Origin of the sequence: Deinococcus marmoris (assembly GCF_001949125.1) — a bacterium.
GTDB classification, from domain to species: Bacteria; Deinococcota; Deinococci; order Deinococcales; family Deinococcaceae; genus Deinococcus; species Deinococcus marmoris_A.
This window is the reverse complement of record NZ_MSTI01000175.1, coordinates 1-14,064: the sequence shown is the minus strand read 5'-3', so window position 1 is coordinate 14,064 and position 14,064 is coordinate 1. Positions and strand designations below refer to the sequence as shown.

At 63.8% G+C, this 14,064-nt stretch carries 11 protein-coding genes, 1 tRNA gene and 1 pseudogene; 3 read left to right on the top strand and 10 right to left on the bottom strand.

All coding sequences use genetic code 11. From position 1 onward, the window contains the following. Positions 1-21: 21 nt before the first annotated feature. From BOO71_RS24880 to BOO71_RS24840, 9 genes are all read right to left on the bottom strand, one after another. On the bottom strand, positions 22-1,233 hold the full coding sequence (locus BOO71_RS24880; protein WP_075836924.1) for a M24 family metallopeptidase: 1,212 nt from the start codon (positions 1,231-1,233) through the stop codon (positions 22-24). After that, on the bottom strand, positions 1,230-2,096 hold the full coding sequence (locus BOO71_RS24875) for an alpha/beta fold hydrolase (protein ID WP_254843292.1): 867 nt from the start codon (positions 2,094-2,096) through the stop codon (positions 1,230-1,232). The genes BOO71_RS24880 and BOO71_RS24875 overlap by 4 nt, the downstream gene beginning before the upstream one ends. Further along, positions 2,084-3,325: a dipeptidase gene (locus tag BOO71_RS24870; RefSeq protein ID WP_083653820.1), complete on the bottom strand. Its 1,242-nt coding sequence runs from the start codon at positions 3,323-3,325 to the stop codon at positions 2,084-2,086. Before BOO71_RS24870 ends, BOO71_RS24875 begins: the two co-directional genes overlap by 13 nt. A 49-nt stretch (positions 3,326-3,374) precedes the next feature. Next, entirely contained in the window at positions 3,375-4,925 is a 1,551-nt protein-coding gene (locus BOO71_RS24865; protein ID WP_075836923.1) for an ABC transporter substrate-binding protein, read from the bottom strand. A gap of 22 nt (positions 4,926-4,947) precedes the next feature. Then, positions 4,948-6,366 carry a M20/M25/M40 family metallo-hydrolase gene (locus BOO71_RS24860; protein ID WP_075836922.1) on the bottom strand — a complete coding sequence of 473 codons (1,419 nt, stop codon included), beginning with the start codon at positions 6,364-6,366 and terminating at the stop codon, positions 4,948-4,950. Between the two features lie 50 nt (positions 6,367-6,416). Next, complete coding sequence (locus BOO71_RS24855) at positions 6,417-7,271, bottom strand: ABC transporter permease (RefSeq protein WP_175607536.1); 855 nt, start codon at positions 7,269-7,271, stop codon at positions 6,417-6,419. Between the two features lie 13 nt (positions 7,272-7,284). After that, positions 7,285-8,238, bottom strand: coding sequence for an ABC transporter permease (locus BOO71_RS24850; protein WP_075836921.1), 954 nt, complete (start codon positions 8,236-8,238; stop codon positions 7,285-7,287). 56 nt (positions 8,239-8,294) lie between these two features. Then, a complete protein-coding gene (locus BOO71_RS24845; RefSeq protein WP_075836920.1) occupies positions 8,295-9,848 on the bottom strand; it encodes an ABC transporter substrate-binding protein in 1,554 nt (517 codons plus the stop codon). Between the two features lie 81 nt (positions 9,849-9,929). After that, the gene (locus BOO71_RS24840) at positions 9,930-11,684 is read right to left on the bottom strand and encodes a M28 family peptidase (RefSeq protein WP_075836919.1); all 1,755 of its coding nucleotides are present in this window, start codon (positions 11,682-11,684) and stop codon (positions 9,930-9,932) included. Between the two features lie 80 nt (positions 11,685-11,764). Here BOO71_RS24840 and BOO71_RS24835 point away from each other — a divergent pair, with 80 nt between their 5' ends. The 3 genes from BOO71_RS24835 (at position 11,765) to BOO71_RS28145 (ending at position 13,607) form a co-directional block, all read left to right on the top strand. Next, positions 11,765-12,583: an IclR family transcriptional regulator gene (locus BOO71_RS24835; protein ID WP_075836918.1), complete on the top strand. Its 819-nt coding sequence runs from the start codon at positions 11,765-11,767 to the stop codon at positions 12,581-12,583. A gap of 77 nt (positions 12,584-12,660) precedes the next feature. Further along, the gene (locus BOO71_RS24830; RefSeq protein WP_075836917.1) at positions 12,661-13,482 is read left to right on the top strand and encodes an alpha/beta hydrolase; all 822 of its coding nucleotides are present in this window, start codon (positions 12,661-12,663) and stop codon (positions 13,480-13,482) included. Further along, positions 13,473-13,607 (top strand) — tRNA-OTHER (locus BOO71_RS28145). Before BOO71_RS24830 ends, BOO71_RS28145 begins: the two co-directional genes overlap by 10 nt. 58 nt (positions 13,608-13,665) lie before the next feature. Here the strand turns inward: BOO71_RS28145 and BOO71_RS28140 are convergent. After that, positions 13,666-14,064 (bottom strand): annotated as a pseudogene (locus BOO71_RS28140) (serine/threonine protein kinase); the annotation flags it as partial.

Genomic DNA, 14,064 nt, shown 5'->3' with positions numbered 1-14,064 from the left:
TCCGCACTCAGGCAGGCAAGGTCAACCCGGCAAAGTGAGACTGTCCAGATCGCGCGGGTAATCGGTCAGCAACTCCATGCCCGACGCCGTGATCAGAATGGTATCGGAGTGCCGGAAGCCCCCCAGCCCTGGCACGTACAGCCCCGGCTCGACGCTCAGCACCATGCCCGGCTCCAGGGGGCGACTGTCGCCGATGTCCAGAAATGGACTTTCGTGGATGCGCTGGCCCAGGCTATGGCCTACATGGTGGCGCCAGTGGTCCCAGAGCTGCTCACGCTCGTAGTACGCCCGCACCGCCTCGTCGACGTGGGCACAGGTCAATCCTGGTTTGAACGCCTCAAAAGCGATGTCCTGCAAGTTGAGCATGTGCTGAAAGAAGCGCTGCTGCTCCCCGCTGGCCTCGCCGACGAACATGGTGCGTTCCAACTCGCTGATGTAGCCCCAGACGGCGGCCCCGGCCCCGGTGACCAGCGTGTCGCCGTGCTGAAAGGTGGCCCCGGTGGTCATGGCATGCGGCAGGGCACTGTGGACGCCGATTTGCCCCCGGTACAGCGCCACCGCGCCGCTCATCCAGCGGTTCTGGCCCCGGTAAGTGTCGCCCAGCGCGGCGATCATGGCAGCGGTGGCCTCTTTGGTGGCGCGGGCTTCGACCTCGGTCTCGTTCTCGCCGACGCGGGTGTAGTCCTGGAGCAGATGGTGGGCGTACGCGCCCCAGCGGGCGCTTTCCCGGATCAACTCCACCTCGGCGGGCGATTTGAGCGCCATCTGATGGTCCAGGGCGCGCGACACCCGACTGACGGTGGCCCCTGGCAGCGCCTCGCTGAGCGCCGGGCCGTCATAGCCCATCACGGGCGGATAGCCGTCATGGTCCACGCCGATAGAGGCTTTCTCCAGGCCCAGTTCGGTCAGCAGATCCGCCAGTTGCCGCAGCGGATGACGCTGGCCGGGAAATTCCGGGTAGTCGGCCACGCGCTCGGCCTCGCTGACCTGCTGGGCGTGTTCGCGTTCCAGGCGGGGAACGAACAGGATGCGCTCACCCTCCCGCGTGATGACCAGGGCCACCGGCCGCTCGATGGGGAAAAACGCGAAGCCGCAGTAGTAAAAGATGAACTGATCGTCGAACAGCACCAGGGCGTCTTGCGGCGATTCCAGATGACCAAAGGCCGTCTTCGCCCGCGTGGCGCGCTCTTCGCGGCTGATCGGCTGAGCAGTTTGACGGGGCTGGGCGGTCATGCGCCCACCGATGACAGGTGACGGGTCAGGAACTCGCGCACGGTCTTAAGGTAAAGGGGCTGCTCTTCCAACTGCGGTGAATGCCCGCTGTGGTCAAAGACCACCAGTTCACTGTTCGGCAGATGCGCGGCCAGTTCTTCACTGGCCTCCAGCGGGGTAATCCAGTCATGACGGCCCACCGTGACCAGCACCGGCACCTGGATTTCTTTGAGTCGGTCTACCACGTCGTAGTTCGGCTGGTTGCGCGAGAAGGCCCAGTTGTGCGTCTGGTAGCGAAAGGGGATTTTCGACAGGCGCTCGGCCTCCGCCGCAGGATCACGTTCCACGGTATACAGCGGCTGAATCTGAGCGAAGCTGATACGGAAGTCGTCGTCGTCGCGCATCTGGCCGGAAAACATGCGGTCCAGAGAAGCCTCGTCCATCGGAAATTCGCTGTCCATCGCCCGCTTCTTGCTGGTGTCCTGGAAGCGGTTGCTGGCTGCCGTATCGCGCAGGATCACGGCCTGGAGGTTCTGGGGACGCGCCAGCGCGTATTCCAGGGCCAGAAATCCCCCATAACTGCCGCCCAGCACCACGATCTTGCCCAGCCCCAGCGTCTCGCGCAGCGCCTCCAGATCGGCCACGAACTGCGCGTGCGAGTACGGCTCACCCCCCTCCGACTGGCCGTTGCCGCGCTGATCGTAGGAAATCAGGCGGAACTCGTCGGTCAGGGGCTGAAAGGCGGCCCAGTCCCCGGCGCGGCTGCTCATGCCTGGCCCGCCGTGCAGGGTGACGATGGTGGCCTTCTGGTTTTCGCTGACTCCGGAATCGTCATAAACGAGGTTGACGCCATTGACCTCGATGCTGCTGCTCACCGGAACCACGCCTCTTTCAGCACCCGCATCACGTTGCCGCCCACCGCCTTGGCGATGTCGCCGTCGCTGTAATCGTGCTTGACCAGCCAGCGGACGATGTTGGGAAACGCCTCGGCGGGACTTTCGATGCCGTCCACGTACTCGACTTCCTCGTACTGAAGGTGGCCGCGAGAAGCGCCGATGGACAGCGCCTCCGACAGTGCGTGGTGCAGGCCCACGTGGTCGCCAAACAGCACGTCCGGCCCGAAGGCGACGTGGTCGATGCCGACCAGGTCCACGCAGTACTCAAAGTGCTCCATGAACGATTCGAGGCTGTGGCGCGGGTGCTTCTCGGTCAGGGTGGTGTGTGGTGCGGCCTCAATGCCGATGACGCCGCCCTTGTCGGCGCAGGCTTTGATCACGTCGTCAGGCTTGAGGCGATTAGAGTTCCACAGGGCGCGCGCGCCCGCGTGCGTGATGAAAATGGGCTTCTCGCTGACCTCGATGGTGTCCAGCGCAGTCTGATCACCGCTGTGGCTGACGTCGATGGCGATGCCCAGTTGGTTCATGCGCCGCACCGCCTGCCGCCCGAACATGGTCAGGCCGCCGTCGCGCGGCTCCTTGAGTCCTGCTCCCAGCGCGTTGCCCTCACTGTAGGCGATGCCCATACACCGCACGCCCAGCCCGTACAGGATGTCCAGCCGGTCCAGCTCGTTCTCGATCATGGCCGCGCCTTCCAGCGAAACGATGAAGGCGATCTGGCCGTTCTTCTTGGCATTGACGATGTCCGCAGTGGTCTTGCAATGCACCACCATCTCCTGATGGGCAATGTCGGACAGGCGCATCCCCAGATCGAAGATCGTGTCGTCCCACTTCCAGCCGCCGCGCGAGGTGATCATGGCCGTGCCGTTCATCAGGTTGTCGAACACGGCGTCCAGGCCCGATACGCTCAGGCCCTCGTAGCCGGTGAAATCACGGCCCCAGCGGCGAAACTCCAGAAACCGCGAGAGATCCTGCGGAGCCACGAAGCAGTGGTCGTGCAGCGAGATCATCAGTTCTTCCTGGAAGAGCCGCCGCACCCGTGCCTCCTGCTCCGGCGTGACTTCAGGCGAGCGGCTGGGCACACGGTTCAGCTCCGGCGACAGCGGCCAGTCCGGATAATCCTTGCCTGCCTCCAGGTAGGAAAAGGATTTGTAGCCGCTGTAATTCTTCTGTTGCATGGGAGCCTGTGTGGTCTGGACGTCCTTGAGATCGGTCATGTTGACTCCTGGCTGTGAAAGCGAGAGAGAAACGTGCTTGCGCGGTGACTTACTTCTCCACGGTGTCGAGCTTCTCAGACCCTGTCGGACTGGGAATCCAGCCCTTGACGCCCACGCCGCTGGCGACGAGCAAGCGGGAATGCACGATGGGGATCCGCACGGCTTCCCTGAACATGATCTCGTCTACCTTCTGGTACAGGGGCAGACGCTGGGCGGGGTTGGACAGCTTGCGCGCGCTTTCCAGCGCGGTGTTGGCTTCCGGGCTGTTCCAGGTGATGTCGGTGGTGGACCCGGGCGCGATCAGGTAGGTGTAGGCGCTGTCGGGATCGGTGACGTACACGAAGCCCAGCATGAACGCCTGGAACTTGCCGTCCTGGCGGTCTTGCAGGTACTTGGCCCAGTCCTCGGTTTTGAGATTGACCTTGATGCCGATGGCGCTCAGGTCGGCAGCCATCGCCTCAGCGATGGGCTTGGGCGTGGGGTAGTACGGACGGGACACCGGCATGTACCACAGGTCCAGCGCGAAGCCATTCGGGTAACCCGCGTCGGCCAGCATCTTCTTGGCGGCTGCCGGGTCAAATTTGTAGTCAGTCACGCTCTTGGCATAGTTCTTGGCGAGTGGCGGCGGCAACAGGTGGCCGTCAGTGATGCCCAGACCGTTCCAGAAGGTCTCCACGATGGCTTTCTTGTTCAGGGCGCTGGCGATCGCGGTTCTTACGCGCACGTCGGCAAGTGGCTTGTAGCTGGTGTTCAGGCCCAGATAGCCCAGGTTCAGGGCCGGGCGCAGCACCGCGTTCAGCTTGGTGTTGCTCTGGATCGCCTTGAGCTGATCGGGCAGCAGTTCGGCGGCGATGTCCACCCCACCGGTCAACAGCTCGTTGAGACGGCTGCTGGGATCCTTGACGAAACGGAACAGCAGCGCTTCGGACTTTGGCAGCCCGGCGCGGAAGTAGTTGGGGTTGCGGACGAGATCGACGTTGACGCCGCTGGTCCACTTCTTCAACATGAAGGGGCCGGTGCCCACAGCGATGCCCGCAGGTGTGCCGTACTGCGCTGGATTCTTCTTGATGGCCGTGGGAGAAGCGATGCCGAACAGCCCGGAATCCGCCAGGATCGAACCCAGGGCGGGATACGGCTTGTCCAGAATGATGTCGATGGCGTACTGGTTACGAACCTTGATGTCCTTGACCAGAGAGCCGTCCTCGCCCTTGAAGCCGCCCAGATTGTTCTTCCAGCCCAGGAACGGCTTTTTTGCACCGAATTCGTTGCTGGGGTCCCACCAGCGCATGAAGTTGAAGCGCACGGCCTCGGCGTTCAGTGGCGTACCATCATGAAATTTGACGTTCTGACGCAGGTAAAAGGTCCAGGTCAGACTGTCGTTGCTGACCGTCCAGCGCAGCGCCAGATCCGGTTGCAGGTCAACGGTGCCGGGCTTGAAGCTGATCAGGCTGTTGTAGATCTGGGTGGTCACATAGGCAGTGTTGCCATCGGCAGTCACGCTGGGATCAAGGCTAATGGGTTCACCGCTCAGCCCGAAAACGATGGTTTTCGCAGACGCGCCGCCGGCCATCAGAAGTCCCGCCAGAAGCCATTTGCTCATGCTTGTTCTATTCATGCCTGTCTTATTCATAATCGGCTCCTTGTGGGGCCGCTGGCCCCCGCGTGAATTCATCCAGAAAGGTGACCATCGAACGCTCGAAGTCCAGGATGCCCGCCACCGTGCAGTACTCGTTGCTGGAGTGCTGCCGCGAGCCGTGGCCCAGCCCACCCGTGACGTAGGGCAGACCCAGGAGGCGCTCGAACACGTAGTACGGCGCGCTGCCGGGGTTGATCGGCCACAGCTCCAGTTCGCCGTGCAAACCCTGGTAGGTGCGGATCATGGCCTGCACGGCGGGCTCGTCCAGGCTGAGCTTGGACCACGGGTACTTGTTGTAGACCTTGATCTCGATGTCAGTGAAACCTCCTTGGTCCAGGTGGGCGCGCAGTCCGGCCAGCACCCTGTCGGGGTCCATGTCCGGCACCATCCGCACGTCCACCTTGGCCGTCGCCTGGTGCGGCAGTACGGTCTTGGTTTCCGGCCCGGTGTACCCCGCAAACAACCCGTCGATGTTGAGCTGCGGCTGAGAGAACAGGCGGTGCCAGGCCTGGCGGTCATCGGTGTCCTTGAGCTGCCGCACGGCGTAGGCATCGCGGAAGACCCCCGCGTCGAACCGGCCCGCGTCGATCTGCTCATCAAGCAGAGCTGCCTCGCGCTGGGACAGTAGGCGCACGTCGTCGAAAAAGCCGTTCACCAGGATGTTCTCGTTGTCGTCCACGAAGCTGGCCAGCGCCCGTGTCAGCCGCCACACTGGGCTTTTCACCCAGGCGTTGTAGCTGCCATGAATGCCGCGATCAGTGGGGCCGCCCCAGTCGCCGCCGGTACAGATCAGCTCGACGTACAGCATGCCCTTGGTCCCCAGCACCAGGCTGGGCATCCCGGCCTCGTCCTGTTCGAAGAAGGGAAACAGGACCGCGTCGGCGCGCTTGAGCTTCTCCGCATACTGTTCGGCAAAAGCAGGAAAGGAACGGCTGCCCATCTCCTCCTCGCCCTCGATGGCGAACAGCAGGTTGACGGGCAGTTTTCCCTCCACACGCACGATGGAGCGCATGGCCGTGAAGAAGGCGGCCAGCGGCCCCTTGGTGTTGACGGCGCCCCGGCAGATGACACTCGGCCCCAGTCCCGGCAGGTCGTGGATCTCGGCCCCGAACGGCTCCGCGATCCAGCCGTCCTCATCGGTGGGCATCACGTCGTACATGCCGTAGATCAGCAGAGTCTTGGGGGCGTCCTGCCACAACTCGCCGTACACGATGGGATGGCCGGGCGTCTGCACCACCTCGGCCTCGCCGCCCAGCCCGGCGATCAGGTCAGCCACGGCCTGCGCCGTTTCGGCGATGCCCTCCCCGGTGTAACTGATGCTGGGGCGCCGCAGAAACTGGCGGATGTCCTCCAAATCCTGATCGAAATGCTGTTTCAAGTCGGCGTGAATGGCGTTGACGTTCATGTTCCTCCTTGTCGTGGAGCTGAGTTATGGAACCCGCTGGCTTCTGAAGTTCAACGCCCCTGAGGATCGCTGGCGTCGCGCAGGCCGTCACCGAGCAAATTGAAGGCGACGACGGTGATCAGGATCAGGGCGCCGGGGTAGACCGCCAGCCACGGGAACGAGTACATGTAGTTCTGCGCGCCGGTCAGCATGTTTCCCCAACTGGCATCCGGCGGCTGGATGCCCACGCCCAGAAAGGACAGCGCCGATTCGGTCAGGATGGCGAACGAGATGCCGATGGTGGCGTTGACGATCATGGTGGGGTACACCTGCGGCAGCACATGCCGCCACAGCACCCGCAACTCGGACGCGCCAAGCGCGCGCGCAGCTTCCACACTCAGTTCCTCGCGCTCACGCAGCACCTCGCCGCGCACCAGCCGCGCCAGGCCCATCCAGGAGGTCAGTCCGATCACCAGCACCAGTTGAATCAGCCCCGCCCCAAAAAAGGTCAGGGCCAGCAGGCTGATGAAAAAGCCTGGAATCGCCAGCATCCCGTCGGTCAGGCGCATGAGAACGGCGTCCGTGGCTCCCCGGAAGAAACCGGACAGTCCCCCGATCAACACGCCGAAGACCAGCGAGACGGCCACCGCAAAAAAGCCCACCGCCAGCGACACGCGCCCGCCGAGCATCAGGCGAATCAGCACGTCGCGGCCATTCTCGTCGGTTCCCAAGGGATGGTCCCAGCTCGGCCCCGCGAACTGCCGGGAAAAGTCGATGGCCTCCGGCGAGGCGCGGTACACCAGCGGCCCCAGCAGCGCGAACGCGACGATCAGCAGCAGCACAGCCAGCGACCACACGGCGGAGGGGTTACGCCGCAGTTTCTGGGCACTGCGGCGCGCGGGCGAGAGGGCCACGGGTTGCGGCACAGTCCCCTGCACCTCAGCCTTCCGCCCGCACGCGCGGGTCGAGCCAGGGGTACAACAGGTCGATCAGAAGGTTAAAGGTCACCACGGCAAGCGCCACGAACAGCGTGATGCCCATGATCAGCGGGTAATCGCGGCCCAGCGCGGCCTCCACGCTCAGGCGGCCCATGCCCGGCCAGCCGAAGATGGTCTCGGTGATGGCCGCGCCCCCGATCAGGCGCGGCAGTTGCAGCCCCACCGCCGTCAGGATCGGGATGGCGGCGTTGCGCAGAATGTGGCGGTAACGCAGCGCCCACTGCCCCACCCCCTTGGCCCGGGCGGTCCGCACATAGTCCTGGGTGCTGACGGTGCGCGTGCTGGAGCGGGTATAGCGCAGGATCTCGGCGATGCTGGCTGCCGACAACACCACGGCGGGCAAGATCAGGTGCCGCAGCAGATCACCGAGGTTGCCCTCCTGGCCGGCGGTGTTCATGCCGCCCGCAGGCAAGAGACGCCAGGTCACCGCGAACAGGATGATCAGCAGCAACCCGAACCAGAAGACGGGCACGGCCACGAAGACCAGACTGACGGTACTCGTGATCCGGTCAAAGGCGCTGCCGGGACTCATGCCGCTTGCCAGTCCCAGCGGCAGCGCCACGACCAGCGTGAGCAGCAGCGAGGTTCCCGCCAGAATCAGCGTGTTGGGCAGCCGGGTCATGATGATATCGACCGTGGGCGCGCCGTACAGAAAGCTGTTGCCCAGGTTGCCGCGCGCCGTCTGGCCTGCCCACTTGGCGAACTGGATGGGAAGCGGATCGCTGAGGCCCAGCCGCTCCTCGATGGCCTGACGTTCCACGGCGGACAGTTTGGGGTCTGCCAGCAGCGACGGCCCGCCGGGGGCGAGGCGCACCACGAAGAAAGTGATGATGCCAACCATGACCAGCACGATCAGGGCATGGAACACCCGCTTAAGCAGGTATGAAAGCGTCATCTCCCCTCCTCCAAGAAGTTCCTTCGCGGTTCAGTGCCTGAATCTATGCCCCCGCCTCACTTCAACTGAAAGTCCTCGCTGTGGCGCAGCGCGTCGCGGATGCCCAGGTCTGGCACGCCACTCAGGTTCTTGCGGATGGCCTGGAGTTCCTTGGGGTAGTACAGCACCAGCACGGGCGGGTTGGTCATCTCTAGCCGCTGGAACTCGTTGTAGATCTTCTGGCGCTGCGTCACGTCCGCCGTCTCGCGCCCGCGCTTGAGCAGTTCATCGGCTTTGGGGTTAGAGAAAAAGGCGTTGTTGTTGTCCTGACCGGTGGCATAGAAGGAGTACTGGTCCGGGTCGGGCGGCGTGGTCCACCAGATCAGGTTGGCGTCGTACTTGCCCGGCAGCAGGTAGTCGCGCACCAGCGTGGCAAATTCAAGCGGCTGGAGCGTCACGTCCATGCCGATCTTTTTCAGGTCCTGCTGCACCGCCAGCGCCGCCTGTTCGCGGCTGGGATTGCCCCGGTCCACGATCAGGGTGAACTTGAACGGCTCGCCCTTGGCATTGACCAGTTGCCCCTTGGCGTCCGGCTTCCAGCCCGCCTGCGCCAGCAGCGCCTTGGCACGGGCGGGGTCGTACTGGATCGGCTTGATGGTCTTGTCGTAATACTTTTTCAGCGCGGTGGGCAGCGTACCGGTGGGGTAGTCGGCGTAGCCCTTCAGCACGCCGTCGATGATCGCCTTGCGGTTGACCGCGTACTGCATGGACTCGCGGACCTTGGCCGGAGCAAACAGCGGGTTTTTCTGGTTGAAGAAGACCAGGAAATGCTGCACCGCATTGGCCTGCTTGAGCGTGATGTTGGGGTCGTTTTGCAGGCTGGCCAGGTTGTTCGGCTCGACATTGACCCAGTCGAGTTCGCCGGACCGGAGCTGGGCCACCTGCGCGTTGATATCGGGAACCACCTTGAAGACCATCCCAGCCAGCTTGGGTTTGGTGCCGTAGTAATCCTTGTTGGCTTCCAGCGTGATGCTGGCACCCGGGACCACCCGTGTGACTCTAAACGGTCCAGTGCCGATGGGTGTCGAGCGGTTGAACGCAGTGGCGTCGTTCAGGGGCTTGCCGTCCAGCAGGTGCTTGGGCAGGATACCCGCGTTATGGCCCAGCAGCGTCAGGAACGGCGCAAAGGGACGCGAGAGGGTGAACTTGACGGTTGTGGAATTGACGGCCACAACGTCCTTGATCGAGGAAAAATCGGACACCAGCCGGGACCCGGACTTGGGATCGGTGGCCGCCTTGAACGTGAACACCACGTCGGCAGCGGTAAAAGGTTTGCCGTCGTGCCACTTCACGTCGTTTCGTAGGGTGAAGGTGTAGACCAGCCCGCCATTGGTGATGGTCCACGATTTTGCGAGGTCCGGTTCAGGCAGCAGATCCTCGTTGGGCCGCACCAGACCAGGAAAAATGACCTTGTTGATCAGCACCGACCCCAGATCAGGAGCGATCACCGGATTCATGATCGGGTCGTTGATCAGGGGCAACTTCAAGATGCCGCTCTGGGCCTGTGCGCCGCTTAAAGTCAGGGTAAAACTGAGGGTGAGAAGGCCAACGCTGAACAGTCGCTTGGGCATGGGGTTCTCCTTTCCGTACCAGTGAAGGGCGAGGCAGAACTTGCTTTCGGCTGGACGTGGGCTGAGCGAGAAGCTTGCGCTTCAGCTCGGGACTGGTACAGTCAGTGCGCGCTCCACTGCGGTGTGCGCCTCGCGCAGAGCGGCCATCACGCGATTCTGACCGCGCATCAGGTGGGTGCGGTAAAAGCCGATGCGCTCAGGGGAGGCGTGGGGCAGGTCCTCGGCCACGGCCAGATCGGGGAGCGGCGGAATCGACTCGGCAGGGTCGTGGAAAAACGCGGCCTCGCGCGTGAAGTTCACCCGCACGAGCTGGCGGGCCAGGCAGATCTGGGCGTCGTTGACGGCGCGCGCTCCAGGCGAGGTGAGCGGCTGATCTTTCAGGCTGGCGGCCTGCGCTCCAAGCTGCCCCACGGCGGAACGCAGGCGGGCGATTTCCGCGCGTAGCGGCTCGAAACTGAAGTGGTCACCCGCCGCCGCCTGGTAACGCTCGACGGTGACACGGAAATCATCCAGCGTGAGCGTGAAATCAAACGGAATCACGGTGCTGTTGGCGGTTCGCATGGCGGCCAGCAGATAGATGCGGATGTCCTTGAGCAGGATGTCGCGGTCCGCGATCTCCAGCAGGTCATCTTCCGTATGCCAGGCGATGTTGCCGCCGCAGCCCCCCACGGCGTAGTAGTCCTTCTCAGCGCGCAGCTCGTCAGGCATAGTGGACAGCAGCATGAAGTACCCGCTGAGGCCGATGTTGTTGAACGAGTAGTCTCCAGCCTGATGGGGTCGCTCGGCGCGCAGTTCCTTGCCAGTCACGTCGCGGATCAGTTCGGCGGCGAAGCGCTCGGTTTCGGGCATCAGGCTCACGTCCTGATATTCGGTGGCCCAGCGGCAGCCCGGCGAATCGCAGTTGATCTGCGCGATACAGTTCTCGTCCAGCTCCAGCCCGAAGGCGTCCGAGTACCAGGTGCTGCCCGCGTAGCGCCCGGTGGAATGGCCCGGCCACCACGCGATCTTCACGCTGCGCCGCAGTTTGTCCTTGTTCGCCCACAGCACCCGCGCGATTTCCAGCAGCGTGGCGTCGCCCACCGCGTTGTCGCCGATGCCGTAATCCCAGGAATCGTAGTGGCCGTGGAGCAGCACGAACTTCTCCGGCTCTTCCGTACCGGGAATGGTCACGACCGGAACGGGTGACTCGAACCAGCCCTCGTTCAAGTCGGTCTTCAATGTGGCCTCGCCACCGCCACGTGCCCACTCGATCAGGCGCTGGCCGTCCTCGGCGTTCACGTTGACCACCGCCACGCCCGGCTTGCGCGGCAGATCGTACAGGTCCGGGCTGCCCCAGATGGTGGTACACACGCCCCAGTGGGCGCGTTTGCCGGGGTTGATAGCGATGATGCCCAGCGCCCCGCGCCGCTCCAGATCGCTGACCTTGCCGGGCATTCCGAAGCCCTCACTGACCACGATCTTGCCGCGCACGTCGATCTCGTCGGCTGGGGCCTGCCGCGAGAACAGCTCGTCGGCGTCCAGCGCGTACCCGCTGGGTTGATAGACCAGTGGCGCAGTGATGCCATCTGGGAAAACGGCGCTCATCGCCATCGCCTTAGCGAACAGGGCCACGCCGTCGATGGTCACGCTGGCCTGGCGCGGAATGCTCAGGAACAGTTCGGGGCAGTGGATATCCACCGGAACGCCGTGCCGTTCCAGGCGCTCGGCGATCAGCGAGGCCGCCTGCTTCACGTCTTCCGGGTCTTCGCGCTTGAGGGTGGTGAACCGTTCGATCAGTTCCCACGGAGTATCGAGGTTGACGGCGTCCAGGATGGCCTGCTCTGCGGAGCTGATCATGGTTCCCCCTCAATCGGTTCACTGTATGAATCGGCGATTCACTAAATGAGCCGGTTAAGCCGCTAGTCTGTGGGAAGCGCATGAAGAAGTCAAGCGAAGCCATCCAGACAACCGAGCCGGAATACGGCATTACTGCCCTTGAATCCGCCCTCCAGGTGCTGGAAGCCGTGGGCGAGCATCCTGGGCTGAAGGCCAGGCAACTGGCCGAACTGACCGGTTTGACCAAGAGCAAGGTCTTCCGCATCATTCGGACCCTTGAAAGCCTGGGCTACGTGGATCTGGACGCGGATCACGCCAGCGTTCTGGGACGCAGCGCTTATCTGCTGGGCAAGCGCGCCGAGCAGCAGTGGTCCCTGTCGCGGGCGGCCACACCGGTTCTGGACGAGTTGGCGGCGCTGACCCTGGAGAATGTTCATCTGGTCGTGCGGGAGGGGCTGCACTCGCTGGTCCTGGATGTCCGTATCTCGCCCCAGCCCATCCGCATGTATGCCCAGGTGGGCCGCATCGGGCCGCTGCACGCGGGCGGCACCCCCAAAGTTCTGCTGGCTTACGCGCCTGAAGAAGTGGTTCAGAAGGTCCTGCACTCCAGTCTCGACCAGTTCACCGGCACCACGGTCAGCGACGCCGATGATCTGGAAAACATTCTCCGGCGGATCCGAACCGACGGTTACCATCTCGCCCTCGCCGACCTCGAAGAGGACACCTTCTCGATCGCCGCGCCAGTCTTCGACCATCAGGGCCAGGTGATTGCGGCGCTGAGCATCGCCGGCCCCTTGATGCGGCTGGACTCCAAAAAGCGCCGTGACTTTATTCATCTGGTCATGAGCGCCGCGCGTCAGTTGTCGCGCGCTCTGGGATACCGCAGTGAACTGTCGTCGCTGGGCCGGGCGGCCGACTGAACTTGCGAGAGGAAAAGCGGTCGCCGGATCACCTGCGCCAGGCAGCCACGACTGGCGAACAGGTTTACACTCCGGAGATGAAGAAACTCGGATGGTTGCTGTTCTGTGCCCTCGCGTCTGCTGGACTGGCCGTGGATTCCAGCGTGACCATCGCCGGTCATGTTCCCGGCACGCTGTCGCTGCCTGACAACTCCAGTGGCAAGGTTCCCGCCGTCCTGCTCCTCCACGGTTTCGCCAGCCAGAAGGACGAGGTGGGCGACATGTACAAGAATCTCGCCGCGAAGCTGGCCGCCCAGGGCGTCGCTTCACTCAGGATCGACTTCCAGGGCAGTGGGGACAGCAAGATCCCCTTTGAACAGATGACCTTCACCAACCAGGTGTCGGATGCGCAGGCCGCCTTCGACTATCTGCGGGGGCGACCCGAGGTGGACGCCACGCGCCTGGGGCTGCTGGGCTTCAGCATGGGGGGCGGCGTCGCCATCGAGCTTGCGGCCAACGCCGCCAATCCGGTGAAATCGCTGGCGCTGTGGTCCAGCACCAGCAGCCGTAGTCTGGCAGACATCGAGGCCGGGTCCAGGGCCACGGCGGAAAAAGAGGGTGTGGTGGACGTCGATCTGGGCTTCACCAAGATCAAGTTGGGCAAGGCGTTTTACAGCAGCCTCCAGAACCAGAACCTGGAGGCGGACATCGGCCGGTTTAAGGGCAACACGATGATCGTCTACGGCACCGCCGATCCGCTCTCCGGCAACGCGCCGTACTTCCTGTACAACCTTCAGGGCAAGGTTCGCAATCTGGTGCTGATCGACGGGGCGGACCACATTTACCACGTGCTGACGGACGACAAGAGCGAGAGCAACCAGGTGATCGACACCACCACGAACTGGTTCCGGGGGTTGTAGCTCAAACAAGACCGTCCTGGACGGCATCGCAGAGGTAAAATCCCAGGGCCACCTCTCCCCGACAAATCATCTGGGCTGAGCACATGACCTCAGGGTCAGCAGTTCGATCCTGCTTGGCTCCACCACACAGAGAAAAACCCGCCATCGCAGGCGGTTTTTTCTCTGACCTGATTTGCTCGGCCCCTACTTCGGCAGCACGCCGGGGAATTCGGGCTTCTCGCGCAGCGGCACCAGTTGCGCCAGACGGATCGGGAAGGTGATGTCCTGTTCCGCGCGGGTCAGGGTCACGGCGGGGGCGGGGGCCAGAACCAGGCGGGCCGCCGTGCCGGGCAGCCCGGCCAGTGCCGAGAGCAGCACGAAGGGCACGTTGTTGAAGGCCCGCACGGCCACGGGCAGCAGCGCGCCGTCCACCATCAGGTTGGCGGTGCGCGGCGTCACGCTGCTGACGCTCAGGCCCAGCGCCCCGGCACTGGCAGCCAGCGGCAGGTAGATCTGGCCGCCGTCGGCGCGGGCCACCCCGGCAGCCACAATGGCCTGCTGCTGCGGCGTCAGCACCGGCACGGGCTGGGCTGGAGCGGGGGC

Coding starts and splice junctions, on each gene's coding strand:
- BOO71_RS24880 (WP_075836924.1), bottom strand. CDS start 1,233: ATGACCGCCCAGCCCCGTCAAACTGCTCAGCCGATCAGCCGCGAAGAG.
- BOO71_RS24870 (WP_083653820.1), bottom strand. CDS start 3,325: ATGACCGATCTCAAGGACGTCCAGACCACACAGGCTCCCATGCAACAG.
- BOO71_RS24865 (WP_075836923.1), bottom strand. CDS start 4,925: ATGAGCAAATGGCTTCTGGCGGGACTTCTGATGGCCGGCGGCGCGTCT.
- BOO71_RS24860 (WP_075836922.1), bottom strand. CDS start 6,366: ATGAACGTCAACGCCATTCACGCCGACTTGAAACAGCATTTCGATCAG.
- BOO71_RS24850 (WP_075836921.1), bottom strand. CDS start 8,238: ATGACGCTTTCATACCTGCTTAAGCGGGTGTTCCATGCCCTGATCGTG.
- BOO71_RS24845 (WP_075836920.1), bottom strand. CDS start 9,848: ATGCCCAAGCGACTGTTCAGCGTTGGCCTTCTCACCCTCAGTTTTACC.
- BOO71_RS24840 (WP_075836919.1), bottom strand. CDS start 11,684: ATGATCAGCTCCGCAGAGCAGGCCATCCTGGACGCCGTCAACCTCGAT.
- BOO71_RS24835 (WP_075836918.1), top strand. CDS start 11,765: ATGAAGAAGTCAAGCGAAGCCATCCAGACAACCGAGCCGGAATACGGC.
- BOO71_RS24830 (WP_075836917.1), top strand. CDS start 12,661: ATGAAGAAACTCGGATGGTTGCTGTTCTGTGCCCTCGCGTCTGCTGGA.